We start from the raw sequence: 25,807 nt of genomic DNA on the forward strand, positions 1-25,807 counted from the left end.
TAGTTCGCCCCACACTTTCAGGAGTTCGTCATGGCTGAAATCTCTTACCGGAAAGCGTCTTGCATCTACGAAGGTGCCGGAACCCTCGCTGTCGATTCGCTCGATCTCGATATCAAGGACGGTGAGTTCATCGTCCTCGTCGGACCTTCAGGATCAGGAAAGTCGACTGCGCTGCGCATGTTGGCCGGGCTCGAGGACATCGACTCCGGTGCAATCACGATCAACGGCAAGGACATGACCGATGTCCCGTCGAAGGATCGCGACATTGCGATGGTCTTCCAGAACTACGCCCTGTATCCCAACAAGACCGTCGGCGAGAACATGGGTTTCGCGCTGAAGATGCGTGGAGTTCCTTTGGAGGAACGAAAGAAGAAGGTTGCCGAAGCTGCAAAGCTCCTCGATCTGACGGAGTACCTGGACCGCAAGCCCGCCAAGCTGTCCGGTGGTCAGCGTCAGCGAGTTGCCATGGGACGTGCCATCGTTCGTGAGCCTCAGGTGTTCTGCATGGACGAACCGCTGTCCAACCTCGACGCAAAGCTGCGGGTCCAGACGCGTACGCAAATCGCGGCATTGCAGCGTCGACTCGGAACCACCACCGTGTACGTCACTCACGATCAGGTGGAAGCGATGACGATGGGTGATCGCGTCGCAGTGCTCAAAGGTGGTAAGTTGCAACAGTTTGCGTCACCGACCGAGCTCTACGATCGTCCGGCAAACGCGTTTGTCGCCGGTTTCATCGGATCGCCGGGAATGAACCTGGTGACGGCGCCCGTCACGTCCGGCGGCGTTCGATTCGGATCCGTCGACGTTCCCTTGGAGCGAGAGCAGATGACGGCAATTGCTGCCGCCGGGCTGGATTCAGTCACCGTCGGAATCAGGCCGGAACAATTCCACGTGGTTCCCGCGGGAACCGGCATCGCCGCTCAGATCGATCTGGTCGAAGAACTGGGCAACGAGTCGTACATCTACGCCCATGTGCCGGGAACGGATGCCGACCCGATTTCACTCGTCGCACGTACAGGTGGGCGATCGCAACTGCAGTACGGCCAGACGCTCGGATTCGAGCGGGTAGACGGACCGGTGCACCTCTTCGACCCCACGACGGGTGAGCGCGTGGGTAACTGAGTCTCCATCCGACATCGTGCCCTGCTCGGCGCTCGAACTCGATCGCGCCGAGCAGGGCATTACCATGATCGCCTCAAAGTTAAGGTCTACCGATGACTGATACCCGAAATCGATCCGTCGTGGTGTGTGGTGAGGGACTGGTCGATCTGGTGCCGGTGGGGGAGAACTTCTCACCCAAACTCGGCGGTGGACCGTTCAACGTCGCACTCGCGTTGGGCAGGCTCGGGTCGGCTGTCGGGTTTGTCTCCCGATTGTCGTCCGACGCGTTCGGTGATCGCATGATCGACTCGCTGACCGCGTCGGGCGTGGACACCAGTGCCGTGGAACGGGGTCCGGAGCCGACCACACTTGCCGTCGTCAATCTTTCCGACGACGGTAGCGCCCGGTACAGCTTCTATCTGGAGGGGACAGCGGATCGGCTTTTCAGTGCGCCGGAACTTCCCGACGCCCGCGCCTTCTCGTTCGGAACCCTCTCGCTGGTCTTGGAACCCGGAGCGTCGGCGTACGAAGCGTTGCTGTTCGAGGCGCATCGACGCGGACGACTCACCATGGTGGACCCCAATATTCGACCGGCCGTCATCAGCGACCCCGACGCGTACCGTCGACGGTTCCGCACCTGGTTGCCGTCCATCGACATTCTCAAAGTGAGCGACGACGACGCGGCGTGGCTGGGTTCGGTCGACGGTCGTGAGTGGCTGGCCGACGGTGTCGGAGCAATCTTGTTGACGCGAGGCGGCGATGGATTGACGGTATTGACACCGGGATTCGAGGTTTCGGTACCGGCGCCGACGGTCCGCGTCGCCGACACCATCGGAGCGGGGGACACGGTGCACGGCGCTCTGTTGGCTTACTTGCAGCGCCACGACGCACTCGATCCCGTAGCTGTTCGCAGCTTCACGGCACCTCAATGGCAGGCGGCGCTGGAGTTTGCGGCGCGTGCGGCCGCCGTCACGGTGTCACGACCCGGCGCGGACCCGCCGTGGTCGGCAGAGTTGTCCCACTGAGTTGTTGTCCCACTGAGCGGGCCGATTCCTAAATGTCCGACACGTGTTTTCCCAGCTCAATTGGACGTCTGACCTGCGGCACGAAAACTTTCGTTAGAACACGTTCCAATTTCCGCTATTTGTGGCTATGGTCACAGTGATAGATGCGGGTGTGCGAATGAAAGGGTGAACTGACGTGAAGACCAAGGGTGCAATCCTGTGGGGCCTGGGCGAGAAATGGTCCGTCGAGGAGATCGAGATCGGCGATCCGGTAGCCGGCGAAGTCCAGATCCGCATGGAAGCGGCCGGAATGTGCCACTCCGATCACCACATCGTCACCGGCGCCACGCCGATGCCGTCGTTCCCCGTGATGGGCGGCCACGAAGGCTCGGGCGTCATCACCAAACTCGGCCCCGAGGTCTCAGGTCTCGAGGTCGGCGACCACGTCGTGCTGTCCTTCATCCCGGCCTGTGGAACCTGTCCCGCCTGTTCGGCCGGACACCAGAATCTCTGCGACCTCGGCATGGGACTCCTCAGCGGTCAGGCAATCAGTGACGGCACGTACCGAATTCAGGCTCGCGGCGAGAACGTGATCCCGATGTGCTTGCTGGGAACGTTTGCCCCGTACATGGTGGTGAACCAGTCCTCGGTGGTGAAGATCGACAAGGACATTCCGTTCGAGGTTGCCGCGCTTGTCGGTTGCGGCGTTCCCACCGGTTGGGGATCGGCGACGCACATTGCCGACGTCAAGCCAGGCGAGGACGTTGTCATCATGGGCGTCGGCGGCGTGGGAATCAGCGCGCTGCAGGGTGCCGTTGCATCCGGTGCGCGGTACGTCTTTGCCATCGACCCGGTGCCGTGGAAGCGTGAGCAGGCTCTGAAGTTCGGTGCCACCCACGCGTTCGAGAGTGCTGCTGCGGCAATTCAACCCATCATCGAGGCGACACACGGACGGATGGCGCAGAAGACCATCATCACCGTCGGTGAGATGAAGGGCGAATACGTCGAAGAGGCGATGATCCTTACGGCCAAGGCCGGACGTTGTGTTGTCACTGCGATGGGGCATCTGACGGACATGGACGTCAAGCTCAATCTGTTCCTGATGTCGATGCTGCAGAAGGACCTCCAGGGCAACATCTTCGGCGGCGGCAACGCCCGCCAGGACGTTCCGAACCTGCTCGCGATGTACAAGGCGGGCAAGCTCAACCTCGACGACATGGTCACCCGCACGTACACCCTCGAAGGTGTCAACGACGGCTACCAGGACATGCTGGACGGCAAGAATATCCGCGGCGTGATCCGTTACACCGAAGCGGACTGGTGATCTACAGCTGAATTCGTGGGCCAGTAGTCTGATCGGGTGCACAGTCTTGACGTCATCGATCAGTGGCCCGTCGACAATGCGGCAGCGGTCGTCCTCACGGGAGAACATTCCGGCGGGGGCGGCCGCATTTCTGCGTCGAACGGCGACCAGAACCGCGTGTTCCTATTGGCTTCGGTAACAAAACTCCTGTGCGCCTACGCAATTCTGATTGCCGTGGAGGAAGGCGCCGTCGAGCTGGATCAACCAGCAGGCCCCGAAGGATCCACGGTGCGGCATCTGCTGGCTCACGCGTCCGGCCTGGCCTTCGGGGAGCGGACCGTCCAAGCTCCCGTCGCGTCGAAGCGGATCTATTCGAGTGCGGGATTCGAGGTGCTTGCCGAATTGGTCGAACACGAAACCTCGATTTCGTTTGCCGACTACCTGGCTGAGGCGGTGTTCGAACCGCTGAAGATGACGAGTGCGGCGCTGGTCGGCCCGGCAGGCCACGGAGCGCAGGCATCGGCGGCCGACCTGGCCGGCTTCGCTGCTGAACTACTAGCCCCGACGCTGATTTCGCCGCAGACGTACAAAATGGCGACCTCGGTGCAATTCCCCGGGCTCAACGGTATTTTGCCGGGATACGGCTCCAAGCGGCCTAATGATTGGGGATTGGGCTTCGAAATACGCGGACAAAAGAATCCGCATTGGACCGGACTCGAGAATTCCGCGTCGACTTTCGGCCATTTCGGTCAGTCCGGAACCTTCCTGTGGGTGGATCCCGATATCGACGCTGCCTGCGTTGTCCTGACCGATCGCGCCTTCGGTGATTGGGCAAAGCCGCTATGGACTGAATTGTCCGATCACGTTATAACGGACATTCGGTAACAATTTTCTCTTGTTCCACTAGCGCAACACGGGTAACACAGGCACACTATTCAATCGAGCCTGCTTCACACATTCGACAGAGGTCGTTGGGGAAGACGTCCCTCGTCGAAGCAGGAGGCTCGAGTGCAACCGAATCACCTCGCGGAACTGACGACTGGTGTGGTCTTCATCCACTCGTCACCCGCAGCGCTGTGCCCGCACGTGGATTGGGCTTTGTCCGCCGCGTTGGGCTGTCCTGCCAAACTGCGGTGGACATCGCAGTTGGCAGACAATGGACTGCTGCGTGCAACAACGGATTGGTCGGGGCCCGTCGGAACCGGTGCCCGACTGGTGGATTCACTACGGGCGTGGCCGAAGCTTCGATTCGAGGTCACCGAGAACCCCAGTGCCGGCGTGGACGGTGAGCGCTACAGCCACGTTCCCAGTCTCGGGCTGTGGCGCGGTTCCACCAGTGCCAACGGAGACGTTGTTGTCGGCGAACTGCGGCTTCGATCCATCATCGACGCGGGCGGCGACATCGTCGGAGAAATCGACCGGGCAATGGGGGCGCCCTGGGACGAAGAGTTGGAACCGTATCGATGCTCCGGCGAGGGCGCTGAAGTGATGTGGTTGCACCGCCGCGTCAGCTGATCCGCAAGCGTGAATGAAAAGGTGAGCCTCGCCGTTATCGGCGGGGCTCACCTTGCGTTCGACGCGTTCCTACAGCGGAATATTCTTGTGCTGCCCACGCACATTCGGAGCGGCGGCAAGGGCGGCCGTGACGATACTGCGAGTCTTCGCGGGATCGATTTCCCGATCCACCACACCCATCTCGACGGCCCGGTCGACGCCGCCTGCGATGGCTTCGTGTTCAGCGGCCAACCGGTCGTGGAGGGCTTCGCGTTCGTCGTCGGGAGCGGCGGCGAGGGCGCGCTTGTGCAGGATGCCCACCGCGGCCTTTGCGCCCATGACGGCGACCTCGGAATTCGGCCACGCAAATACAGCCGTGGCACCGAGGGCCCGTGAATTCATGGCAATGTAGGCGCCGCCGTAGATCTTTCGGGTGACAACGGTGACGCGGGGGACGCTGGCTTCGGCAAAGGCATGCAACAGCTTTGCCCCGCGGCGGACGACGCCTTCCCATTCCATCGACACGCCGGGGAGATATCCGGGGACGTCGACGACTACGACGAGTGGCACACCGAAGGCATTGCAGAGGCGAACGAATCGCGCGGCCTTCTCGGCGCTCTCGGAGTTGAGGCAGCCGCCGAGTCGCAGCGGATTGTTGGCAATGACACCAACAGTGCGACCGGCCATCCGGCCGAATCCTGTGACGATGCTGCGCGCGTAGTTACCTTGCAGCTCTTCGAAACTCGACTCACCTTCGACGTTGTCGAGCAGTTCGTGAACGATCGGACGCACGTCGTACGCGCGCTTCGCCGACGCCGGCATCATCGCCCGCAAATCGGAATCGCCGAGTTCGGCGGCGCGCTGATCGAACGTGCCTTGGTCGCAGAGCATGGAGACGAGTCGACGGGCCCGATGCAGGGCGTCGGACTCGTCATGCGCGGCGATGTGTGCGACGCCTGATTTCTTGCTGTGGGTGTCCGGTCCGCCGAGCGAGACCATGTCGACCTGTTCGCCGGTCACACTGCGTACGACGTCGGGTCCGGTGACGAACACTCGACCTTCGGGCGCCATGATGACGACGTCGGTCAAAGCCGGTCCGTACGCCGCGCCGCCTGCGGCAAATCCGAGGACAACCGAAATCTGTGGGATAAGGCCTGATGCGCGGACCATTGCCTCGAAGACAAGTCCGACAGCGTGCAGAGCTTCGACGCCTTCAGCGAGGCGAGCGCCACCGGAATGCCAGAGCCCCACGATGGGGGTCTGCTCGTCGATGGCGGTGTTGATGGCGTCGACCAGATGCTTGCATCCGTCGAGGCCCATGGCACCACCCATGACGGTGGCGTCGGAACAGTAGGCGATGGTGCGGACGCCGTCGATTTTTCCGGATGCGGCGAGCACACCTGACTTGTCGCGCGGGTGAAGCGGAACCGTGGTTCCCGGATCGAACAGATTCTCCAGGCGCGCAAGGGGATCACGCGGATCTGTCGACGATTCGGACTTAGTCACGGGGGCCAGGATGGTCATCGCGTCCTCCTTCAATACGTGCCTTCGGCAGAACTGCCGATCGGTGTGCCCGCGGGTGATGTTGTCATTTCCGTTCCAACATCACCCGCGGACAAGGTCAACGACTGGCTATGCCCGGCCGAAAGCGAGCGCAACATTGTGCCCACCGAAACCGAACGAGTTGTTCAGTGCGAAATCGAAACTGCCGGTTCGGGCTTCGCCCTTGACGACGTCGAGATCGATCTCTGGATCCTGGTTGTCGAGATTGAGCGTCGGCGGAATGATCCCGTCGCGCACAGCCAGAACCGTCAGAACGGACTCGAGGGCACCGACAGCGCCGATCGAGTGTCCCAGTGCGGATTTCGGTCCGTACACCGCCGCGTGGTTGCCCACGGCGGAGTTGATTGCCGTTGCCTCCGCGATGTCGCCGATCGGCGTCGCGGTGGCGTGAGCATTGATGTGCTTGATGTCGGCCTTCGAGAGACCGGCCATCTCGATTGCCCGCGTCATGGCTCGAGCCGCGCCCAGACCCTCGGGATGCGGTGCCACGATGTGGTAACCGTCGGACGTGATTCCCGCGCCCAACAAACGTGCGTGAATCGTGGCGCCACGCGCCTTTGCATGCTCCTCGGTTTCGAGGATCATCAGCGCGCCGGCTTCACCGAACACAAATCCGTCGCGGTCCTTGTCGAACGGACGCGAAGCCGCGGTCGGATTGTCGTTATTGGTGCTCATCGCACGCATCATGGCAAAACTTGCGATGGGAACGGCGTCGATGAAGCTCTCGACTCCGCCGGCCACCACCATGTCCACGTCACCCATGACAAGCATGCGGTGCGCGTGGGCGATCGCTTCGGAACCCGACGAACATGCGGAGACGGGAGTAATGACGCCACCACGGGCGCCGAGCTCGAGTCCCACCGTTGCCGCCGGCCCGTTCGGCATGACCATCTGCACCGAGAACGGGGACACCTTGCGGTATCCACCTCCGCGAAGCTTGTCGACTGCGTCGATCAGCGTGTCGCCGCCGCCGAGTCCGGTGCCGATGACAACCGCGAGGCGGTCCTGATCGACCTCGGGACTGCCGGCATTGCTCCACACAGTCCGGCCGAGGGTCAGCGCGAGTCGTTCGACCCAGCTCATCCGTCGGATTTCAACTCTCGACAGACCCTCGTCCGGTGAAACTTTGAGGTGCCCGCCGATGCGAATCGGAAGGTCGAATTCGTCGATGAACGGGTCGTCGAGGACTCCGATGCCGCTTTCGCCGGCGAGCAAAGCCTTCCACGTGCCATCCACATCACCAGCCACCGACGTCGTCGTCGCGAGGCTCGTGACAACGATGTCGGGAAATTTCCCCCTGCGGGTAGAAGCGGAAGTCACGGTCGGCTCACTCTGCGTTCTTGGCTTCGGCGCCTTCGGCTTCGAGCTTCTGGATGTACGCGACGATGTCGCCGACGGTGCGCAGGCCGGCCAGATCCTCGTCCGGAACCTTGACGCCGTACTTGTCTTCCGTCTGAACTGCGATCTCGACCATGGACAGGGAGTCGATATCGAGGTCGTCGACGAACGACTTGTCAGCGGTGACCTCGGAAGGCTCGATTCCGGTGACCTCCTCGACGATCTGGCCGAGTTCCGCGATGATTTCTTCCTGAGTGTGGGCCACTGGTGTGGCTCCCTTCTTGATCGATTGAGGTGGTGAACCAAGTCCAGCTTCTGGGCAGCTGAACTCAGGGTGAAGCGCCCGGGCTAGGTCAGTCCGGACAGAGCGGAGATATCCTCCGGGTTCTTGAGGGCCACCGTCGGAGTGCCACGCATTTCGCGCTTGGCAATACCAACGAGGGTTCCGGCCGGCGGGAGTTCGACGATCGCGGTGACTTCTGCGGTCCGCAACGAAGCGGAGCAGAGGTCCCAACGAACGGGTCGAGTTACCTGCGCGGCAAGTTTTGTGAGGGCGTCGGCACCAGAGGAGACCGGTGCGCCGTCCGAGTTGGACAGCAGCGTGCGCGTGGGATCAGACGGGGTGATCTTGGCGGCAGCAGCTGCAACGGCGTCCTGGGCCGGAGCCATGAATCGGGTGTGGAAGGCACCGGCGACGGGAAGTGCCCGCACGCGAGCCTTCTCGGGTGCGCTGGCCGCAAGCTCTTCGAGGGCGCTGAGTAAACCGGCTGCAACAATCTGACCCGCAGCATTTCGGTTAGCGGCTTCGAGTCCGAGTTCCTCGATGCGGGCCAGTACCTCGGCTTCGTCACCGCCGAGGACCGCGGACATGCCGGTGGGCTCGAGTGCGCATGCCTTGGCCATCTCCGCGCCGCGCAGTGCTGCGAGTGCGACAGCTTCGTCAGCAGTGATGACGCCCGCGATTGCCGCCGCGGCGAGTTCGCCCACCGAGTGACCGGCGGCAATGACGCCAGTTCCGAGGAGGCCCTGCGATTCGATTTCCTCGTAGGCAAGCAGTGCTGCTGCGACGACCAGGGGCTGAGTCACGGACGTGTCCGTGATTTCTTCCGCGGTCGCGGTGGTTCCGAGACGGACGAGGTCGAGACCTGCGGCTTTCGACCACATTTCCAGGCGGTCTTGTGCTCCGGGCAATGCCAGCCATGGGCTGAGCATGCCGGGTGTCTGAGAGCCCTGTCCCGGGGCAAGCAAGGAAATCACTTATTAAGAGAACACTGGCAGCAGTGAAGTTCGAGATGTCGGTGGCGATGAACTCTGGTGGTGTGTTTTGTAGGTTTCCCACAAATTCCCACGTCGCGTTTCCTCATCGGAATTGGACGCGAAAGGGTTACAAGGCAATTTGTCACACTGTGAACGGTGTGACGGGAGTGAACGTTGTGTCCGATTTGTTATCGATTTCGCTTAATCGGCCCACGGTAGCGGCTATACGCAGGACGTACGCGTCGCGTGGATTGGTTGGATCCCGACCGGTCACTTCGGTAATTCGTTTCAGGCGGTATCGCACCGTATTTGGATGAACAAACAGCTGACGTGCACAAGTCTCAACCGCACCTCCACAGTCGAGATAAGTGTCCAAAGTGTCGGTCAAGACGGAGCCACTTTCCGCCAACGGAGTAACGAGATGATCCTGGAGAGCGTCGACGGCAGCTTGATCGCCGAGTAGTGCGCGTTCCGGCAGTAGCTCCGTCGCAAACACCGGGCGCGGCGCTCCCCGCCATCCCACGACCGCTTTAATTCCGGCAAAAGCCTCAGACGCACTGAAATGCGCGGCGCTCAGACTTGGGGTCGTCGGGCCGATCACCACCGGGCCGCCGGCGAAGCTTCGCAGAAGATCCTGCATGAACTCGCTCTGCGCGGACTTGCTGGTCACGTCGCCGCTGACAACCATCACCAGGCGGCTGCCCTGAACGACTGCGAGTACCGCTCGGCCGTGGGCCGCAGCAGTGGCGTGGACGGTTCCTGCGACCGAGACCCGTTCATCGGGCGGCGGTGATCCGACGATGACCGTTGCCGGAGCAGTCGCATCCCAATTCAACGTGGCAGCGCGCGAGAGCATGTCCGAGCCGGTATCGCCGCGCACAACGGCGTCGACCACCAGTGCTTCCAGTCGGCTGTCCAATGCGCCACGCGATTCAGCGGCGCTGGCGTACACCGATGCAGCAGCAAATCCGAGTTCACGTCCGTACCGAAGAACAGCCTCGGTCAACGCGATGAGCTGCTGATCGTTGCGAGCCAACGCCGGCAACCACTTCTCGAAGAACTCCATGGCAACGCGAACCATGTCGACCGTCTGCCGCAGCGTCAGCCGCCGCGCCAACTCTTGAGGAATGACCGGAAAGGACTCGTATCCGAAGCTGATCTCCGAATCCAACTGCCTGAGCCATTCGAGGAAATTCACCACTGACGTCTGCACCAAAAGTTGAACGTCTGCGCGGTGGGACGCGTCCAGGGTGTCGAAGAACGGGAGTTGTTCCTCCATGACCGTCACGGCTTCGGTCGCCAGCCGTCCGGAGAACTGTTTGACCCGCCGCAGCAAAGCCTCGGGCAGTGGATCGCGAACCTGACGCCGCCGCGACAGCGACGCCTGCAACCCGGAAGTCGACGACCGGATGCGTCGTACTCCTACCGGAGGTACCCCGGATGCAGGCACATCAGAATCAGGATCAGGCATGACAAAAACCTACGCCCATCGCTGCGGATGTCGTGATGACACCCGCAGCAATGGGCGGAAGTGGTTCTCAGTAGCGGTGGAAACTATGCGCTACCGGTGTCCCCGGTCTGCTCGGGGGCAGCATTCACGTCGTCGATGCGGTACCGACCAGCTGCCTCGACGGCCTTGCTTCGGTCGATCGAACCTTCCTTGGCCAGACCGTTGAGCACGGCCACGGCGATCGACTCGGCATCGACGTTGAAGTAACGACGAGCGGCAGTGCGGGTATCGGAGAATCCGAAACCGTCGGTGCCCAGCGTGATGTAGTCGCCCGGAACCCACTGGCGGATCTGATCCGGGACAGCGCGCATCCAGTCCGATGCCGCCACAACGGGACCCTGCGCCGACGCCAACGCGTTGGTGACGAAGGGAACCGGAGCGTCGACGCCCGGGTTGAGCAGAGCCTGACGCTCGCACTCGACACCCTCGCGGCGCAGTTCGCCCCAGGACGTGACGGACCAGATGTCAGCCGAGACACCCCAGTCGTCTGCGAGCATCTGCTGAGCCCGCAGGCCTTCCGGCATGGCAACACCGGAAACGAGGATCTGAGCCTTCGGGCCCTGCGCATCGGATGCCTTGTAGAGGTAGATGCCCTTGAGCAGTCCCTCGACGTCCAGGTCGGCAGGCTCGGCAGGCTGCACGTACGGCTCGTTGTAGATGGTGAGGTAGTAGAAGATGTTCTCGCCGCCGAAGCCGGCAACACCTTCTGTACCGCCGTACATACGACGCAGGCCGTCCTTGACGATGTGCGCCAACTCGTACGAGAACGCCGCGTCGTAGGTGACCGCGGCCGGGTTGGTGGATGCCAGGAGCAGCGAATGTCCGTCGGCGTGCTGCAAGCCCTCACCGGTCAGCGTCGTGCGGCCGGCAGTTGCGCCGAGAACAAATCCGCGGGCCATCTGGTCGGCTGCTGCCCACAGGCCGTCGCCGGTGCGCTGGAAACCGAACATCGAGTAGAAGATGTACAGCGGAATCATCGGTTCGCCATGCGTCGCGTACGACGTTCCGACCGCGGTGAACGACGCCGTCGAGCCGGCTTCGTTGATGCCCTCGTGCAGGATCTGGCCGACCGGGCTCTCCTTGTAGGCAAGCATGAGTTCGGCGTCGACAGACGTGTAGAGCTGTCCGTTGCGGTTGTAGATCTTCAGCGACGGGAACCACGAGTCCATACCGAAGGTGCGGGCCTCGTCCGGGATGATCGGCACGATGCGCTTGCCGATCTCCTTGTCGCGCAGCAGTTCCTTGAGGATGCGGACGATGGCCATGGTCGTGGCCACTTCCTGCTTGCCCGAACCCTTGCGGATGACGTCGTACGTCTTGTCCTCGGGAAGCTTCAGCGGTGCAGCGTCCGTATTGCGGGAGGGCAGGAAACCGCCGAGTGCCTTTCGGCGATCGAGCATGTACTGGATCTCGGGAGCGTCGTTGCCTGGGTGGTAGTACGGAGGCAGGTACGGATCCTTCTCGAGCTCGGCATCCGAGATCGGGATGTGCTGCATGTCGCGGAAGGCCTTCAGGTCGTCCAGCGTCAGCTTCTTCATCTGGTGCGTCGCGTTGCGGCCCTCGAAGTGCTTGCCGAGCGTGTAGCCCTTGATGGTGTGCGCGAGGATGACCGTCGGCTGGCCCTTGTGAGCCATCGCGGCGGCGTACGCGGCGTGAACCTTGCGGTAGTCGTGGCCACCACGCTTGAGGTTCCAGATTTCCGGATCGGTGAGGTCCTTGACCAGTTCCTTGGTACGCGGGTCGCGGCCGAAGAAGTGATCACGCACGAACGCGCCGTCGTTGGCCTTGTAGGTCTGGAAGTCGCCGTCCGGAGTCACGTTCATCAGGTTGACGAGCGCGCCGTCCTTGTCGGCGTGCAGCAGCGAATCCCACTCGCGGCCCCATACGACCTTGATGACGTTCCAGCCTGCGCCGCGGAAGAACGACTCCAACTCCTGGATGATCTTGCCGTTGCCGCGAACCGGGCCGTCGAGGCGCTGCAGGTTGCAGTTGACGACAAACGTCAGATTGTCGAGGCCTTCGGTCGCCGCGACGTGCGCAAGACCGCGCGACTCCGGCTCGTCCATCTCGCCGTCGCCGAGGAATGCCCACACATGCTGATCGGTGGTGTCCTTGATGCCGCGATCGTTGAGGTAGTGGTTGTACCGCGCCTGGTAGATGGCGTTCATCGGGCCGAGGCCCATCGATACCGTCGGGAACTCCCAGAAGTCGGGGAGCAGGCGGGGGTGCGGGTACGACGGGAGTCCGCCGCCCTTGTCGGCGTGGCTCTGCTCCTGACGGAAGCCGTCCATCTGCTCGGCCGGGATACGGCCTTCGAGGAATGCTCGCGCGTAGATGCCGGGGGAGGCGTGGCCCTGGATGAAGATGTGGTCGCCGCCGCCCGGATGATCCTTGCCACGGAAGAAGTGGTTGAAGCCCACCTCGTACAAGGCGGCGGAGGACGCGTAGGTGGAGATGTGGCCACCGACGCCGACGCCGGGGCGCTGCGCGCGGTGCACCATGATGGCTGCGTTCCAGCGGATCCAAGCGCGGTAACGGCGTTCGACTTCTTCGTCGCCCGGGAACCACGGTTCGTTCTCGGTCGGGATCGTGTTGACGTAATCGGTGGACGTCAGAGCGGGCAGTGCGACGTGCTTCTCGCCGGCGCGTTCGAGCATGCGCAGCATGAGGTAGCGGGCGCGGGTAGGTCCTGATCGATCCAGAAGTCCGTCGAAGGACTCGAGCCATTCAGTGGTTTCGTCCGGGTCGATGTCCGGCAGGTACGACGCGACGCCTTCGCGAATGACGCGAACACGGCCGTCCGCTCCAGGGGGTGCGCTGGGGGATGGTGAACCTGGCACTCCCGTGCCCCCGGACTCGGCGTTCGGCTCGGACGAGGGACCCTGGATCAGGTCAGACAACGTGTGCTCCTCAGAGGGGTTAGGGACGCGTGGTTGGGCGTCCTTACGTAGGTGACCGGGACCTTGTTAGGTCCGATCCACTTCCATGATGAATATGGCGCGTACCTCATCTTTCACCATCCCGGTCGGCCTGGCACACTGTGGCCCCGGTTACCGTCGGGTAGCGTTCTCGAGTTCGACGTTCGGCTGCAAGAGTTGCCGGTGGCAACGCGATGTGAGGGGGGATTCGTCGGTGATGAAGGCGGGACCGGTCAGGGGATCGGGAAAAAGCGTGGACCGGTATCGACGTCGTGGATTAGTTGTCGCGATCGGCGCGTTGACGGTGGGTTCTGTGGTGATCGTGGGGTGTTCGGGTGCCGTCGAGGGATCACCGACTCCGAACAGGGTGCAGGCTGCTGCCTATCAGGCCGAGGTGACGGCGTCGATTGCAGCGTCGTCGTCGAAAGCTGCAGCCGACGCGGTCGAGACCGCGTTCCAGACCTGTGAAGAGCTGATACGCCGATCGAAGGACGACGTGGCCGTCTTCAACGCCTATATCGACGCCAACAACAACGACGAGTCCGACGTGACGAGCAAAGCGCAGGCAGCTGCGTCCTCGGCAGACGAATTCGCAGGGTGGCTCGACACCGCGACCGCGGACGTCCCAGCCTCGCTGTCCGGACTGTTCGGAGACCTGGCCGACAACCTCCGGTCGATCGCCGGCGTCGTCAAGCGCGACCATTCGCCGGACGAAATCAATTCGATCACCGATACAACCAATTCAATTCGGGATTCGATCCGCACCGAATGCGGAGCGCTGTGACCTGCAGATTTTCGAAGGCGTAGGGTTCCGGGCGTGTCTGCGGACACAAATCCGGAAAAGTTTTCGGCGTGGTCGGCTTGCGCTAACGCCTTCGACCATGTTCGCTTTCCCTAATCGAACGTTAAACGGTCGGTGCGCGGGGACTCCGTGCACCATCAACAAAAGGAGGACCCCACCGTGGTCGCCGCGGCGGATGCCCAGAACTACGCTCAGAAACTCGGGATTACTGCCGATATGGTGGTGCAGGAACTGGGCTGGGATGAGGATACCGACGACGGCATTCGTGCCGCGGTTGAGGAAACCATCGGCGGGGAAATGCTCGACGAGGATTCGGACGAAGTCATTGACGTCGTGCTGCTGTGGTGGCGCGACGAAGACGGAGACCTTGTCGACGCTCTGATGGATGCCATCGGTCCTCTCGCAGACGAAGGTTTTGTCTGGGTTCTCACACCTAAGACAGGGCGCGACGGACACGTCGAGCCCAGCGAGATCGCTGAATCTGCCCCTACAGCAGGACTGACTCAGACGTCTGCTGCGAACCTCGGTGACTGGTCGGCAAGCCGACTCGTTCAGCCGAAGGCTCGCCCGGCAGGCAAGCGCTGATCAAGCCGGCATCAAGCAACAGTGCATCGGATGACGCAAGTGCGACGTCCGATGCACTGTCATATTTCCGAAACTTTTCCTATCGTCAGTGAAGGATGAAATCCATGCCTCTCGAAGTTGGTGCTCAGGCACCGGAATTCACGTTGAAGGATCAGAACAACCAGGAAGTCTCGCTCGCAGACTTCCGCGGTAAGAAAAACGTTCTGCTCGTCTTCTACCCGTTGGCTTTCACCGGAACATGCCAGGGCGAACTCTGCAAGGTCCGCGACGAGCTTCCGACATTCGAAAACGACGACACGGCAATCCTGGCCATCTCCGTCGGCGCTTCGCCGACACACAAGATCTGGTCCGCCGAGCAGGGCTACACCTTCCCGTTGCTCTCCGATTTCTGGCCGCACGGTGAGGTTGCGCAGAAGTACGGCGTGTTTAACGACAAGCTGGGCTTCGCAAATCGTGGAACCTTTGTCATCGACAAGGACGGAATCATTCGTTTTGCCGAGATGAATGGCCCCGGAGAGGCCCGTGACCACGCGCTTTGGGCAAATGCGATTGCCGCGCTAGAGTCTTAGAGCACTCCCGGTGAGGTTCTCGCCGGGAGTTCGGGCGTGTAGCTCAGTGGTAGAGCTCTGGTTTTACACACCAGCGGTCGGGGGTTCGAAACCCTCCGCGCCCACCGAATGACAAAACCCTGATCTGCGCTCCGGCGCGGTCAGGGTTTTGTTTATCTCTAGTGTCCGGTCTCCGGGTTGATCTGGCTGACGAACCCCTTGACGTAGCGTGCCCGCCCACAGATGATCGAACTCTTGCACGTCGAACTCTGGAGCATCGGTGCCAACGCACGCCCAACATGTAGCTGTACTGATCATCGGAGCTGGGCCGACTGGTATTGCCGCCGCGACGTTGCTCGCCCAACGTGGTGTCGAGACCATGGTCGTCGAACGCCACCGCGGCATCTACCCGCTTCCTCGTGCGGTGCACCTCGACGACGAGGTCCACCGGATACTCCAAAAGCTGGGTGTAGCTGACGAATTCGCTGCAATCAGCAAAACCGCCAGAGGGATGCGGTTGGTGGACGGCAGTTTGGAAACCCTGTTGGAGTTACGCCGTGAGGGCGTCGGAGAACACGGCTGGCCCCAGGCGAATATGTTCGATCAGCCTGACCTCGAAAACCTGCTCAGGCGCAATCTTGCGGGCTTTCCCGCAGCCACCGTAGTCGCCGGGGTGGAGGCGACTGTGACTCGTAGCGTGGGATCGGTTGTCGAAGTTGAACTGGTGGAACAGGATTCCGGAGGGAGGCGCACAGTCACTGCCGATTTTGTGCTCGGATGCGACGGCGCGAACAGTCGGACCCGCGAGTTCCTCGGCACGACGATACGTGATCTCCATTTCGAAGAACTCTGGTTGGTTGTCGATGTGCGGTGCGGCGTCTCCCTCGACGTGTGGGATGGCGTCTACCAAGTGTGCGACCCGTCGCGCCCGTCGACGTTCATGCAGATCGGCCCCGACCGCTACCGGTGGGAGTTCCGGATCAATCCCGGGGAGAGTGTCGACGAACTCGCGTCGGCGGATTCCTTACGCGCATTACTGGCGCCGTGGTTCCGCGAGGTGCCCTGGGAGGCAGCGGAAGTGCTGCGTCATACCGGATACACATTCCGTGCCGCTGTGGCCGACGTGTGGGGGCGCGACGGCGTCTTCCTGCTCGGCGATGCCGCGCACTTGACGCCACCCTTCATCGGGCAAGGCATGGGTGCAGGGTTGCGTGACGCGGCCAATCTGGCGTGGAAGCTGGCGGCGGTGGTGGACGGCACTGCTGAACGGTCGATCCTCGACAGCTATCAGGAGGAACGGAAACCGCATGTGACGCAGATTGTTCGAGCTGCTGTGGCGATCGGCTGGGTGATGGCCGGCGGAAAGGGCTTCATCTCGCAGGCGCGTCAATCCATCCTGACAGCGGTGTGCCGAGTGCCGGGGTTCAGTGGACCGGCGATGAAGTCGATTTCTCCGAGGCTGCGGGCAGGGCTGTTGGCGAGGCGCCCCGTGTTGGCGAGAAACCCTGTCGGATTGATGTTTCCACAACAACATGCCGGCGACGACGATCGTCTTGGCACTGGTTTTGCTCTGGTGTATCGCGGTGAGATGGACACCCATCTCAGGGTTCTCGCGTCGGCGCTCGGAGCTGTGGAAGTGCTCGTCGGTAGTGACGAAACCGGTCGCGCGGTGTCGTCGTGGATGGATCGACACCGCGCCCGCGCAGTTCTCGTGCGCCCGGATCGGGTGGTGGCGGATTATGCAAAACTCGGGAACGGGCCTGCGCGCGAATCCACGTGGGCGCGTGCGCTGGTCGGTTCCCGAGTCGCGGCGAACTACTTGGACAGGATGATCGAGAACTGAATCTGGCCGGCATCCTCGACGATGATGTTGGCGAACATGGTGGGCTTGTCGATCTTGTAATCGGTCCACGTGACATCGATGGCTCCGGCGGCTTCGATTCCTGCAGCCGACCTGCGGATATCGAAATCAGTTGTCACCGGACGGGTTTCGCCCTTCAAGGTGAGTTCGCCGGTGATCGGGATGGTGGTGATGGTGCCGTCGGCTGGGACTGTGCTCAGGTCAACGGGTTCGGTGATGGTGAACGTCGCCTTGGGGAACTTGCTGGCGTTCATCACGGAGTTGCTGAACTGGAAATCGCGTCGGCCGTCGTCGGTTGCGATGGTGGCAACGGCGACCTCGACGGTTCCCTCGGTCAGCTTCTCGGATTCGACGGTCGCGGTGCCGCTGACTTTCTCGGTCTGTCCGCGGACGAAGACCCGTTGTCCCTGGAGCGTTTCCCACACTTCGTAGCCGGCCTTCGATCCGGGCCCGACGGTCCACGTACCGTCGATCTCTGCCGACGCGTCGGCGGGAGCGGCGTCGTCGCTCAGTCCGAGCGCATCCGGCTGATCACCGTGAATGAAATTTGCGTACACCCAGGGTCCGGCAAGTACGACTGCCAGCACTACGGCCACCGCGGAGCCGATCACCCACCACCATCGTTTGTTCATGAGGGCGAAGATTAGTGCAATTGTGAACCAGATGGGGGAGTTACGTTTTCGGACGCCCCCGCAATGGTTGCCGCGATGGTTGCGCTGGCTGATAGCTCGGAGAGGTCTCGTTGCAATTTCTGAGCGCGCGTGCGGAACGCGTTGTCGTCGAGGACACGTCGGACGGCGGTGGCGATGGAACGCGCACGTGGGGTGCCGCGTCGCAAGTTGATGCCGGTACCGGAGATTTCCACCCGGCGGCAGATTTCGGCTTTGTCCTCGGTGGTTCCGGCAACTACCAAGGGGACGCCGTGTGCGAGGGCGTAGTGCACGCCGCCCCAGCCTCCGTTGGTGACCATGACATCGACTTTGGGAAGAAGTTGATCGTAAGGGAGGAACTCCGCGACGCGGAGGTTCTCGGCTGTGGCCGACACGTCGGAGATCGGGCGGCCCCCCGTTGTGGCGACGACAAGTACGTCCTGATCGGCCAGGCCACGAATTGTGGGTTCCATCAATCGATTCAGGTCACCGTTGTCGAGTGTCCCTTGTGTGACGAGCACCACTGGTCGGTCTCCGTCGAGGTCGTTCCACCAGGTGGGTGGCGTGAAATCGCTGCTCGATGTCGAGAGGATCGGGCCGCTGAACGTCAATCGGTGGTCGCGATCGCTGCGCGGATACTCGAACGATTCGGTGGTCAGCACAAATGTTTCATCGGCGAGAATGGGCCAGTTCAGAACAAAATCCGGGATCGGTGTGCCGGTCAGTCGTTGGTGTTGGCGGTCGGCGGACGACTGTGCGGCGCGCAGAATTCCGTGCTCGAAAGCGCTGTTGAGCGCCTGGTTGCGGATGCGTCCGGCGCGGGTCGACGACGGTGGAAACCCCGGTCCGAACGGTGCGGTATCGATGCTCGTGCACATGAGAGGTGATGTGCAAATCGCGAATACACGCGGTCGGGAAGCGGGTGATCCGCTCAGCAGCGGGATCAATCCCATGAACAAATTCTCGGCGGCGACGGCATCGACGGATGTGGATTCGATGATGCGCTCAACTGCCCTGTACTGCGCGGACATCGATGCGACAAAGATTCTCTCGAGGTCGAATCGGGAACGAAGTGGTCCGGGCCGACGTGACCGTCCGGGGAACGCGGCTTCCATGTTGTGCTCGTCGAAATCGCATTCGGGGGGAAGGGGGATGTGTGTGATTCCCGCTGAGTCGGCGCGCCGCGCGAACTTGTTGCCGGTCAGTATCGATACGGAGTGACCCGTTTCGATCAGAGCTTTTCCGACAGCGAGCATCGGAACAACGTGGCCTGTCAGCGGTGCGCTGCAGAGCAGTATCGAACTCACCGGTCTCCTTGTTTCTGTGTATCGGTCTCGGATGCATTGTGAGACTGGACAGTCCGCCAAACGACGTAGGTCCCCGTTTTGTTCTCCGATGTGATTTCATCTGAATTCTGCACACTGTAGAAGCTTCAACCAAGTGCCTCGGAGGCTCGACATGACTACCGCCTACATCAACAAGATCTCGACGGTCGTGCCAGAGCATGACATACACGATGCCTTCGTGGAGTTCGCAGACAATTCCTTCACTCTTCGGCGCAAGCAGTTGCTGTTCCGCCGTATGGCCGATCGGGCGCAGATTTCGCACCGATACTCCGGAATCAGCTCGGTTGACGACTTTTACAGCGGCGACCCCAACGGAATCAACACCGAAACGCGCATGATCGAGTTCGAACGCACCGCACCGGCACTGGCCGTGCGCGCCGTGAACGGTCTGAATCTCGGTGACCGTGCCTCCGAGGTCACCCACCTGATCGTCATCACGTGTACCGGATTCTATTCTCCCGGAATCGACTTCGAGATCATCAAACAGTGTGGGATCAGCCCGTCCGTCGAGCGCACGCAGATCGGGTTCATGGGCTGCTTCGCCGGCATCAACGGACTCAAGCTGGCGCATCACATCGTTCGTTCGGAGCCCAATGCGCGGGTCCTCGTGGTCAGCACGGAACTCTGCTCGCTGCATCTGCAGAAGTCCGAGGATCTCGAGACGATGCTCTCGTTCCTCGTGTTCGGCGACGGTTGTGCCGCCGTCCTGATCTCCGCCGAGTCCGAAGGGCTGGCGATGAATTCCTTCCAGGCAGTGATGGTTCCCGATTCCGCGGAACTGATCACGTGGAGAATCGGTGAGCTCGGCTTCGACATGGTGTTGTCCGGCAAGGTTCCCGGGACCCTGTCGCGCGCTTTGGACGATGAAAGCATGAAGCTGATTCTTGCCGGTGCGGACAAGAGTGACATCGGCTTGTGGGCTGTGCACCCCGGCGGTCGGTCCGTACTCGATGCCGTCGAAACCTCTTTGGAGTTGGCGCCGACCGATCTGGCCGCATCACGAAAGATCCTCAACGACTACGGAAACATGTCATCGGCCACCGTGCTCTTCGTGCTGGCAGAGATGATGGAGCAGAACAAGAACGGCGAGCACAGTGGAAAGGCCGGTTGTGCGATGGCTTTCGGTCCGGGACTGACCGCGGAAACCATGCGGTTCCAGGCCGTCTGAACCTGACGGCAGCGGGCGCGGGTAGAACTGTTCTGTGCTCAACGCGTCCAAGAACCGTCACCCTGTCACTGCTCGCGCCGCCGGCCTGCTCCTAGGCTTTGCGGCCGACCGCTACTTTGCCGACCCAGCAAGGTTTCATCCCGTCGCCGGTTTCGGTACGAGTGCGATTGCTCTGCAGCGGGTTTCCTACTCCGACAGCAAGGTTGCGGGCACCGTGCACGTAACGGTGTTGTTGACCGGAGTGGGGGCACTCGGACTGGTCTCCGAAAGCGTTGCTCGACGCGGCGGGTGGCTCGCACACGCCGGTGTCATGGCCGCGGCCACGTGGGCGGTGCTCGGCGGGACGTCGCTCGCGCGGACCGGACACGACATGGCCGTGCGGCTCGAGGAATCCAGGCGAAGTGGGGACCTCACCGCTGCGCGCGACCTACTCCCGTCACTGTGCGGACGCGATCCATCGGTCCTCGACGAGGAGGGCCTCACCCGAGCGGCTCTGGAATCGGTGGCCGAGAACACGTCCGACGCGACAGTGGGCGCGCTGCTGTGGGGTGCCGTGCTCGGTATCCCGGGCTTGTTCGTCTACCGCGCCGCAAACACATTGGACGCGATGATCGGCTACCGCTCCGAGAAGTACCGCAACTTCGGATGGGCCGCAGCCAGGTTCGACGATCTGGTCAATCTTGTGCCCGCCCGATTGACTGGTGTGATCACCGCCGCATCGGCACCGTTGGTCGGCGGTTCGCCGCGTGAGTCTCTATCCGCGTGGCGTCGTGACGCGTCGGCGCATCCGAGTCCCAATGCGGGCGTGGCCGAGGCCACCGCTGCGGGAGCATTGGGTATCTCGCTCGGAGGACGCACGCAGTACTCCTACGGCGTCGAAATGCGTCCGGTGCTCGGAAACGGACCAGCCCCGACGCCGACGGATTTGCGCCGGGCGTCGAGGCTGTCCTCGATAGTTCAGATCGGAGCCGCGATAACGTCAGCGGCTGTTGCCGTAGCGGTCGGCAAGTTTGACTTCCTTCGCCGTTCGCGGAACTGATTCGGGCTCCGGCTTTTTGCGACGCCCGATAGTGCGTGCCGGGGTCGGAGTCGGCGCTGGAGTCGAGTCGTCGCCAGCTGTATCGGCAGACTCTTCCTTCTCCTTGCGTCGCTCCCGCCATTCCGCACGGATGAAGTACGCCAGTCCGAGTGGTGCCATGATGCCGAATGCGAGCCACTGGAATCCGTACGAGAGATACGGGCCCGCGTCGAGTTGGGGGAGCGCAATGGTGCCGAGTCCGCCTGGCTGGTCGGGCTCGAGCTGGATGTACGCGTTGACAAGATCGGTGCCGATGAATTCGCCGATCGGGCCCGCGTCGATGGAGTAGACCTGCTTCGCGCCGTCTTCGAACATCGGAACTCGGCCGGGGGCCGTGCCCTCCGACAAGCGAACCCGGCCGTTCAAGGTGACGGGATCGGTGGGCGGCGCGGCAATCGGAGGCGCTTCCGCACCCGTGATCGGCCGCACGAAGCCGCGATTGACGAGGATGGTTCGGCCGTCGTCGAGGGCGAACGGAGTCAAGACCTCGTAGGCGGGTGCACCCTCGACGGACTGAAGGCGGACGAGGATGTCGGCATCGGGCACATAGGACCCGGTGGCTGTGATGTTTCGCCACTCGTCGGCCGGCGCGATGGTGCCGTCGGCGATGACATTGCCGATGGGCACTGTCTCCGCGTTGATGGAATTGGAGATCAGATCGTTGCGGTACTCGGTGGACGTGTTCTTTCCGAGCTGCCATGGCGCCAGCACGGTGAAGCACATGTAGGCGAAGATGCCGACCACAGCTGCCAGTACCAACCAACCGGGCCGCAACAAGAATTTGAGTCTCCGCACGACTACTACGGTATCCGTTTCTCCGAACTGAGTGAATTCAGCTCCGCGTCCTACAGTCGTTCGCGGATCCAGACCAGGATGTCCGGAATTGCCGCTTCGATCTGATCCTGGACCAGTTCGAAATCGGAGAAGTCACCGTAGTAGGGGTCCGGCACCGAGTCCCCGTCGGCATCGGGGTCGAAGGAACGCAGCAGCCGACGTCGTTCCGTCGGAACGCCAAGGTGAGCGAGCTCACGATCGTGGCCGGTGTCGAGGGGTACGACGAGGTCCGCCGACAGGTGGTCGTCGTTGACCTGAGCTGCGCTGTGGCCGGTCGGGTAGTTGGCCGCGAGGAGAATCTTGTTGGTTCGTGAGTCGGCTTCCTCGCCGCTGTGCCAGCCGTCGATACCGGCGCTGGTCACCCGAACCTGATCGTCGAGACCTTCGCGTTGCAGATGGCCGAGCAGGATTTTCTCTGCCATCGGCGACCGGCAGATATTGCCGGTGCAGACAAACGTCACGTGCAGTAATGACTCAGTGCCGGCCATCGAGTAGTCCTCCCAGTTCGGTGGTCGACGCAACCGAGTGACGGGCGCCGTCCGCTTCGGATGCGTGACCGTAACCCCATTCGACGAACAGCGCGGGAATTCCGAACTTGGCTGCTCCCAGAACGTCGTGATCGCGATCGCCCACCATGATCACATCCGCGGTGCCGCCGTCGGTTGCGGCTACCGGGGTAAGTCCGAGCGAGGTCAACGAGTGCTCGATGACATCCGGCTTGGCCCGCCGGGAACCGTCGTCGCTGGCGCCGCCGATGAACTCGAAATAGTGGGCGAGGCCGAAGTGCTCGAGGATACGAATCGCAAACCGTTCCGACTTCGACGTCGCGACCGCCAAGCGGGTGCCGTGCGCGCTGGCCCGGGCGAGTACATCGTCCATACCGTCGAAGACCGAGTTTTCACTCCAGCCGACGGCGTCGTAGCGCTCGATGTACGCGCCGATCGCCGCCTCGACCTCGTCGGCGGGCATATCCATCGAGCGGAATGTGTCGATCATGGGCGGGCCGATGACTGCGGCGAGCATCTCTTCGGTGGGTTCGGGCCGGCCGACGGTAGCCAGCGCATGACGGAACCCGCGGTGGATTCCGGGGGCCGAATCGGTGATGGTTCCGTCGAGGTCGAAGAGGACAACGGGAAAACTATCGAGGGGAAGTGAGCTCACAGAAGCTCATTATCCCGCACGTGGGGAGCCTTGTCCGCGCCCGTAGTCTCGTCACCGTGAGTATCGCAGCGGACAACCTGGACAGTTTGCGTCACCACGGGGACGTCGACGCGCAGCCGGGGCTTCTCGATTTTGCCGTCAACGTCCAAGGAGACGGGCCTCCGGAGTGGCTTCGGGAGCGTCTGGCGCGCGAGCTGTCGAGCCTCGGTTCGTATCCGTCTGCGGCCGCGGAACTGCGGGCCAGGGAAACCGTCGCTGCGCGCCATGGCCGACGGCCCGACGAAGTGCTGTTGCTCTCCGGTGGGGCCGAGGGATTTGCGATGCTGCCCCGGCTCGGCTCGACATCGGCTGCGTTGATCCATCCCTCGTTCACGGAACCGGAATTGGCTCTGCGGGAAGCCGGTGTGCCCGTGACGCAGGTGATCCTGGAACCGCCGTATCTGTTGCGTGACGCAGCCGTCCCCGAATCGGCAGATCTGGTGGTTCTGGGTAACCCCACCAATCCGACGTCGGTGTTGCATCCGAAAGTCGATGTGCTTGCACTGCGTCGGCCGGGCCGAATTCTGGTCGTGGACGAGGCCTTCGGCGACGCGGTGCCAGGTGAAATCGAGAGTGTCGCTGATCAGTCTCTGCCGGACGTGCTGGTGCTGCGCAGTCTGACAAAGACATGGGCGCTGGCGGGTTTGCGATGCGGCTACGCGCTCGGAGCAGCCGACGTGCTGACGCGGCTCACCGAAGGCCGGGCACATTGGCCCCTCGGAAGTTTGCAGATCGAAGCGATCAGGGCCTGTTGTGAACCGTCGGCGGTGGCGCAGTCGCAGGAGAAGGCAACTGCGATCGCCCGTGATCGCGAGTCGTTGTGCCGCGAGCTTCGCGCCCTCAGCTTTTCGGCCAACGGTATTTCGGTACACGAGCCTGCGGTAGGGCCCTTTGTTCTGCTCGAACTTGCCGATGGCGAAGCGATGCGTCTGCATCTGCGCGAGCGCGGCATCGCTGTTCGACGGTGCGATACGTTCCCCGGACTCGGCCCGAATCATCTGCGGTTGGCAGTCCGTCCGCCGCATCAGGTGTCGATCCTGATCGACGCGATGAAGGAGATCTTGTGAGCACAACCCTCGCCGACGTCATAGCTGTACTCGAGGCCGCGTACCCACCGGCATTGGCCGAGTCGTGGGACTCCGTCGGATTGGTGTGCGGTGACCCGGCCGATTCGGTGAGCCGCGTGGTTTTTGCCGTGGATCCCACCGAATCCGTGGTCGACGACGCAATTGCCTCCGGCGCGGACCTGCTGGTTGTGCACCATCCGTTGTTGCTGCGCGGAGTGGACACCGTCGGCGCGCACACGCCGAAGGGCGCCTTGGTGCATAAGCTGATCAAAGCGGGATGTGCCTTGTTCTCGGCGCACACCAACGCCGATTCGGCCGATCCCGGCGTCTCCGACGCTCTGGCGGACGCCTTGGGTCTGACCGTGCTGCGCCCGATCGAGCCGAAGCCCTCACAGCCCCTGGACAAGTGGGTGGTCATGGTGCCGATCGACCACACCGACGCAGTGCAGGGCGCACTGTTCGAGGCAGGAGCCGGCCGCATCGGCGACTACAGCGAGTGCAGCTGGACGGTCACGGGCACCGGGCAATTCCTTCCCGGCGACAAGGCAACTCCCGCAATCGGAAGCGTCGGCGCTCTCGAGCAGGTCTCGGAAGATCGGATCGAGGTCATCGCGCCGCGCACCGAACGCGCGGCGGTACTCGACGCTCTGCGCACCGCACATCCCTACGAAGAACCGGCCTTCGACGTGTTCGAGCTGGCCACCTTCCCGAGTTCTCGGGGCCTCGGCCGCATCGGTGAGCTTCCGCACGCCGAAACGCTGCGTGAGTTCACGGCGCGAGTCGCAGGAGCACTGCCGTCGACGGAATGGGGCGTTCGCGCGGCCGGCGACCCCGACGCGATGGTGCGTACCGTCGCGGTCTGCGGCGGTTCCGGCGATTCGTATCTCGGTGTGGTGTCCGCGCTGGGCGTCGACGCGTACGTGACGTCCGACCTGCGGCATCATCCGGCGGACGAGCATCTGCGGGCCGGTGGACCGGCGCTCGTCGACGTTGCACATTGGGCCAGTGAATATCCGTGGTGTGCCCAGGCGAAGTCGGTGGTCGACGCCGCATTCGGGTTCGTTCCCGAGTGGCACAGTCGAGTCAGCACCATCCGCACCGATCCGTGGTGCCTGAGTGCGTCGTAGGTGGCCACCGATCAGGGTACGGTTGCACGAACATTTCAACAGCAGACCCG

General features: G+C 62.5%; 24 protein-coding genes and 1 tRNA gene. 14 read left to right on the forward strand and 11 right to left on the reverse strand.

Annotated features, from left to right (window positions below; all coding sequences use genetic code 11):
• Positions 1 to 30: 30 nt before the first annotated feature.
• The 5 genes from R4P64_RS14040 to R4P64_RS14060 all read left to right on the forward strand — a co-directional run bounded on the left by R4P64_RS14040 (position 31) and on the right by R4P64_RS14060 (position 4,926).
• Entirely contained in the window at positions 31 to 1,125 is a 1,095-nt protein-coding gene (locus tag R4P64_RS14040; protein WP_233363509.1) for an ABC transporter ATP-binding protein, read from the forward strand.
• A gap of 92 nt (positions 1,126 to 1,217) precedes the next feature.
• Positions 1,218 to 2,129, forward strand: a complete 912-nt coding sequence (locus R4P64_RS14045; RefSeq protein ID WP_317821295.1) for a carbohydrate kinase — start codon at positions 1,218 to 1,220, stop codon at positions 2,127 to 2,129.
• A gap of 175 nt (positions 2,130 to 2,304) precedes the next feature.
• Positions 2,305 to 3,432: an NDMA-dependent alcohol dehydrogenase gene (locus R4P64_RS14050; protein WP_033233085.1), complete on the forward strand. Its 1,128-nt coding sequence runs from the start codon at positions 2,305 to 2,307 to the stop codon at positions 3,430 to 3,432.
• Between the two features lie 36 nt (positions 3,433 to 3,468).
• On the forward strand, positions 3,469 to 4,296 hold the full coding sequence (locus tag R4P64_RS14055) for a serine hydrolase domain-containing protein (RefSeq protein WP_317821297.1): 828 nt from the start codon (positions 3,469 to 3,471) through the stop codon (positions 4,294 to 4,296).
• 123 nt (positions 4,297 to 4,419) lie between these two features.
• The gene (locus R4P64_RS14060; RefSeq protein ID WP_033233089.1) at positions 4,420 to 4,926 is read left to right on the forward strand and encodes a DUF3145 domain-containing protein; all 507 of its coding nucleotides are present in this window, start codon (positions 4,420 to 4,422) and stop codon (positions 4,924 to 4,926) included.
• Between the two features lie 69 nt (positions 4,927 to 4,995).
• Here the strand turns inward: R4P64_RS14060 and R4P64_RS14065 are convergent, their stop codons facing one another.
• From R4P64_RS14065 to aceE, 6 genes are all read right to left on the reverse strand, one after another.
• Positions 4,996 to 6,429, reverse strand: coding sequence for an acyl-CoA carboxylase subunit beta (locus R4P64_RS14065; protein WP_033233092.1), 1,434 nt, complete (start codon positions 6,427 to 6,429; stop codon positions 4,996 to 4,998).
• 108 nt (positions 6,430 to 6,537) lie between these two features.
• A complete protein-coding gene (locus tag R4P64_RS14070; protein WP_033233094.1) occupies positions 6,538 to 7,788 on the reverse strand; it encodes a KasA/KasB family beta-ketoacyl-ACP synthase in 1,251 nt (416 codons plus the stop codon).
• A 7-nt stretch (positions 7,789 to 7,795) separates the two neighbouring features.
• Complete coding sequence (gene acpM, locus R4P64_RS14075; RefSeq protein ID WP_033233096.1) at positions 7,796 to 8,071, reverse strand: meromycolate extension acyl carrier protein AcpM; 276 nt, start codon at positions 8,069 to 8,071, stop codon at positions 7,796 to 7,798.
• 83 nt (positions 8,072 to 8,154) lie between these two features.
• On the reverse strand, positions 8,155 to 9,063 hold the full coding sequence (locus R4P64_RS14080) for an ACP S-malonyltransferase (protein WP_033233098.1): 909 nt from the start codon (positions 9,061 to 9,063) through the stop codon (positions 8,155 to 8,157).
• A gap of 142 nt (positions 9,064 to 9,205) precedes the next feature.
• Complete coding sequence (locus R4P64_RS14085) at positions 9,206 to 10,534, reverse strand: PucR family transcriptional regulator (RefSeq protein WP_084702724.1); 1,329 nt, start codon at positions 10,532 to 10,534, stop codon at positions 9,206 to 9,208.
• An 83-nt stretch (positions 10,535 to 10,617) separates the two neighbouring features.
• Positions 10,618 to 13,473, reverse strand: coding sequence for a pyruvate dehydrogenase (acetyl-transferring), homodimeric type (aceE, locus tag R4P64_RS14090; protein WP_095885936.1), 2,856 nt, complete (start codon positions 13,471 to 13,473; stop codon positions 10,618 to 10,620).
• 271 nt (positions 13,474 to 13,744) lie between these two features.
• Here aceE and R4P64_RS14095 point away from each other — a divergent pair, with 271 nt between their 5' ends.
• The 5 genes from R4P64_RS14095 (at position 13,745) to R4P64_RS14115 (ending at position 17,269) form a co-directional block, all read left to right on the forward strand.
• Positions 13,745 to 14,275 (forward strand): hypothetical protein, encoded by a 531-nt coding sequence (locus R4P64_RS14095; protein WP_033233106.1) that lies wholly within the window; start codon positions 13,745 to 13,747, stop codon positions 14,273 to 14,275.
• Positions 14,276 to 14,452: 177 nt separating this feature from the next.
• Positions 14,453 to 14,878, forward strand: a complete 426-nt coding sequence (locus R4P64_RS14100; protein ID WP_033233108.1) for a DUF3052 domain-containing protein — start codon at positions 14,453 to 14,455, stop codon at positions 14,876 to 14,878.
• A 104-nt stretch (positions 14,879 to 14,982) separates the two neighbouring features.
• Positions 14,983 to 15,447: a peroxiredoxin gene (locus R4P64_RS14105; protein ID WP_033233192.1), complete on the forward strand. Its 465-nt coding sequence runs from the start codon at positions 14,983 to 14,985 to the stop codon at positions 15,445 to 15,447.
• Between the two features lie 32 nt (positions 15,448 to 15,479).
• Positions 15,480 to 15,551, forward strand: a tRNA-Val gene (locus R4P64_RS14110).
• A gap of 155 nt (positions 15,552 to 15,706) precedes the next feature.
• Positions 15,707 to 17,269: a bifunctional 3-(3-hydroxy-phenyl)propionate/3-hydroxycinnamic acid hydroxylase gene (locus tag R4P64_RS14115; protein ID WP_317821303.1), complete on the forward strand. Its 1,563-nt coding sequence runs from the start codon at positions 15,707 to 15,709 to the stop codon at positions 17,267 to 17,269.
• Here R4P64_RS14115 and R4P64_RS14120 read toward each other — a convergent pair.
• Both R4P64_RS14120 and R4P64_RS14125 read right to left on the reverse strand, forming a co-directional pair.
• On the reverse strand, positions 17,242 to 17,919 hold the full coding sequence (locus tag R4P64_RS14120) for a YceI family protein (RefSeq protein ID WP_045067125.1): 678 nt from the start codon (positions 17,917 to 17,919) through the stop codon (positions 17,242 to 17,244). The two genes, R4P64_RS14115 and R4P64_RS14120, sit on opposite strands and share 28 nt — an antisense overlap.
• A gap of 11 nt (positions 17,920 to 17,930) precedes the next feature.
• The gene (locus tag R4P64_RS14125) at positions 17,931 to 19,244 is read right to left on the reverse strand and encodes a glycosyltransferase (RefSeq protein ID WP_317821306.1); all 1,314 of its coding nucleotides are present in this window, start codon (positions 19,242 to 19,244) and stop codon (positions 17,931 to 17,933) included.
• Positions 19,245 to 19,395: 151 nt separating this feature from the next.
• Here R4P64_RS14125 and R4P64_RS14130 point away from each other — a divergent pair, with 151 nt between their 5' ends.
• Complete coding sequence (locus R4P64_RS14130; protein WP_033233112.1) at positions 19,396 to 20,451, forward strand: type III polyketide synthase; 1,056 nt, start codon at positions 19,396 to 19,398, stop codon at positions 20,449 to 20,451.
• Between the two features lie 34 nt (positions 20,452 to 20,485).
• Positions 20,486 to 21,490, forward strand: coding sequence for a cobalamin biosynthesis protein (locus R4P64_RS14135; RefSeq protein ID WP_317821308.1), 1,005 nt, complete (start codon positions 20,486 to 20,488; stop codon positions 21,488 to 21,490).
• Here the strand turns inward: R4P64_RS14135 and R4P64_RS14140 are convergent.
• The 3 genes from R4P64_RS14140 to R4P64_RS14150 are packed head-to-tail and all read right to left on the reverse strand — an operon-like array spanning position 21,431 to position 23,524.
• Positions 21,431 to 22,324 carry an SURF1 family protein gene (locus R4P64_RS14140; protein WP_095885941.1) on the reverse strand — a complete coding sequence of 298 codons (894 nt, stop codon included), beginning with the start codon at positions 22,322 to 22,324 and terminating at the stop codon, positions 21,431 to 21,433. The genes R4P64_RS14135 and R4P64_RS14140 overlap by 60 nt on opposite strands.
• Positions 22,325 to 22,374: 50 nt before the next feature.
• Entirely contained in the window at positions 22,375 to 22,851 is a 477-nt protein-coding gene (locus tag R4P64_RS14145; protein ID WP_317821310.1) for a low molecular weight protein-tyrosine-phosphatase, read from the reverse strand.
• A complete protein-coding gene (locus tag R4P64_RS14150) occupies positions 22,838 to 23,524 on the reverse strand; it encodes an HAD-IA family hydrolase (RefSeq protein WP_317821311.1) in 687 nt (228 codons plus the stop codon). Before R4P64_RS14150 ends, R4P64_RS14145 begins: the two co-directional genes overlap by 14 nt.
• Before the next feature lie 56 nt (positions 23,525 to 23,580).
• Between R4P64_RS14150 and cobC the strand changes: the two genes are divergently transcribed.
• Together cobC and R4P64_RS14160 are read left to right on the forward strand one after the other, a co-directional pair.
• Positions 23,581 to 24,630 carry an Rv2231c family pyridoxal phosphate-dependent protein CobC gene (cobC, locus tag R4P64_RS14155; RefSeq protein WP_233363551.1) on the forward strand — a complete coding sequence of 350 codons (1,050 nt, stop codon included), beginning with the start codon at positions 23,581 to 23,583 and terminating at the stop codon, positions 24,628 to 24,630.
• Positions 24,627 to 25,757, forward strand: coding sequence for a Nif3-like dinuclear metal center hexameric protein (locus R4P64_RS14160; protein ID WP_317821312.1), 1,131 nt, complete (start codon positions 24,627 to 24,629; stop codon positions 25,755 to 25,757). The genes cobC and R4P64_RS14160 overlap by 4 nt, the downstream gene beginning before the upstream one ends.
• The last annotated feature ends 50 nt before the right edge of the window (positions 25,758 to 25,807 follow it).

The organism is Rhodococcus sp. IEGM 1366, from assembly GCF_033142425.1.
GTDB classification, from domain to species: Bacteria; Actinomycetota; Actinomycetes; order Mycobacteriales; family Mycobacteriaceae; genus Rhodococcus_F; species Rhodococcus_F globerula.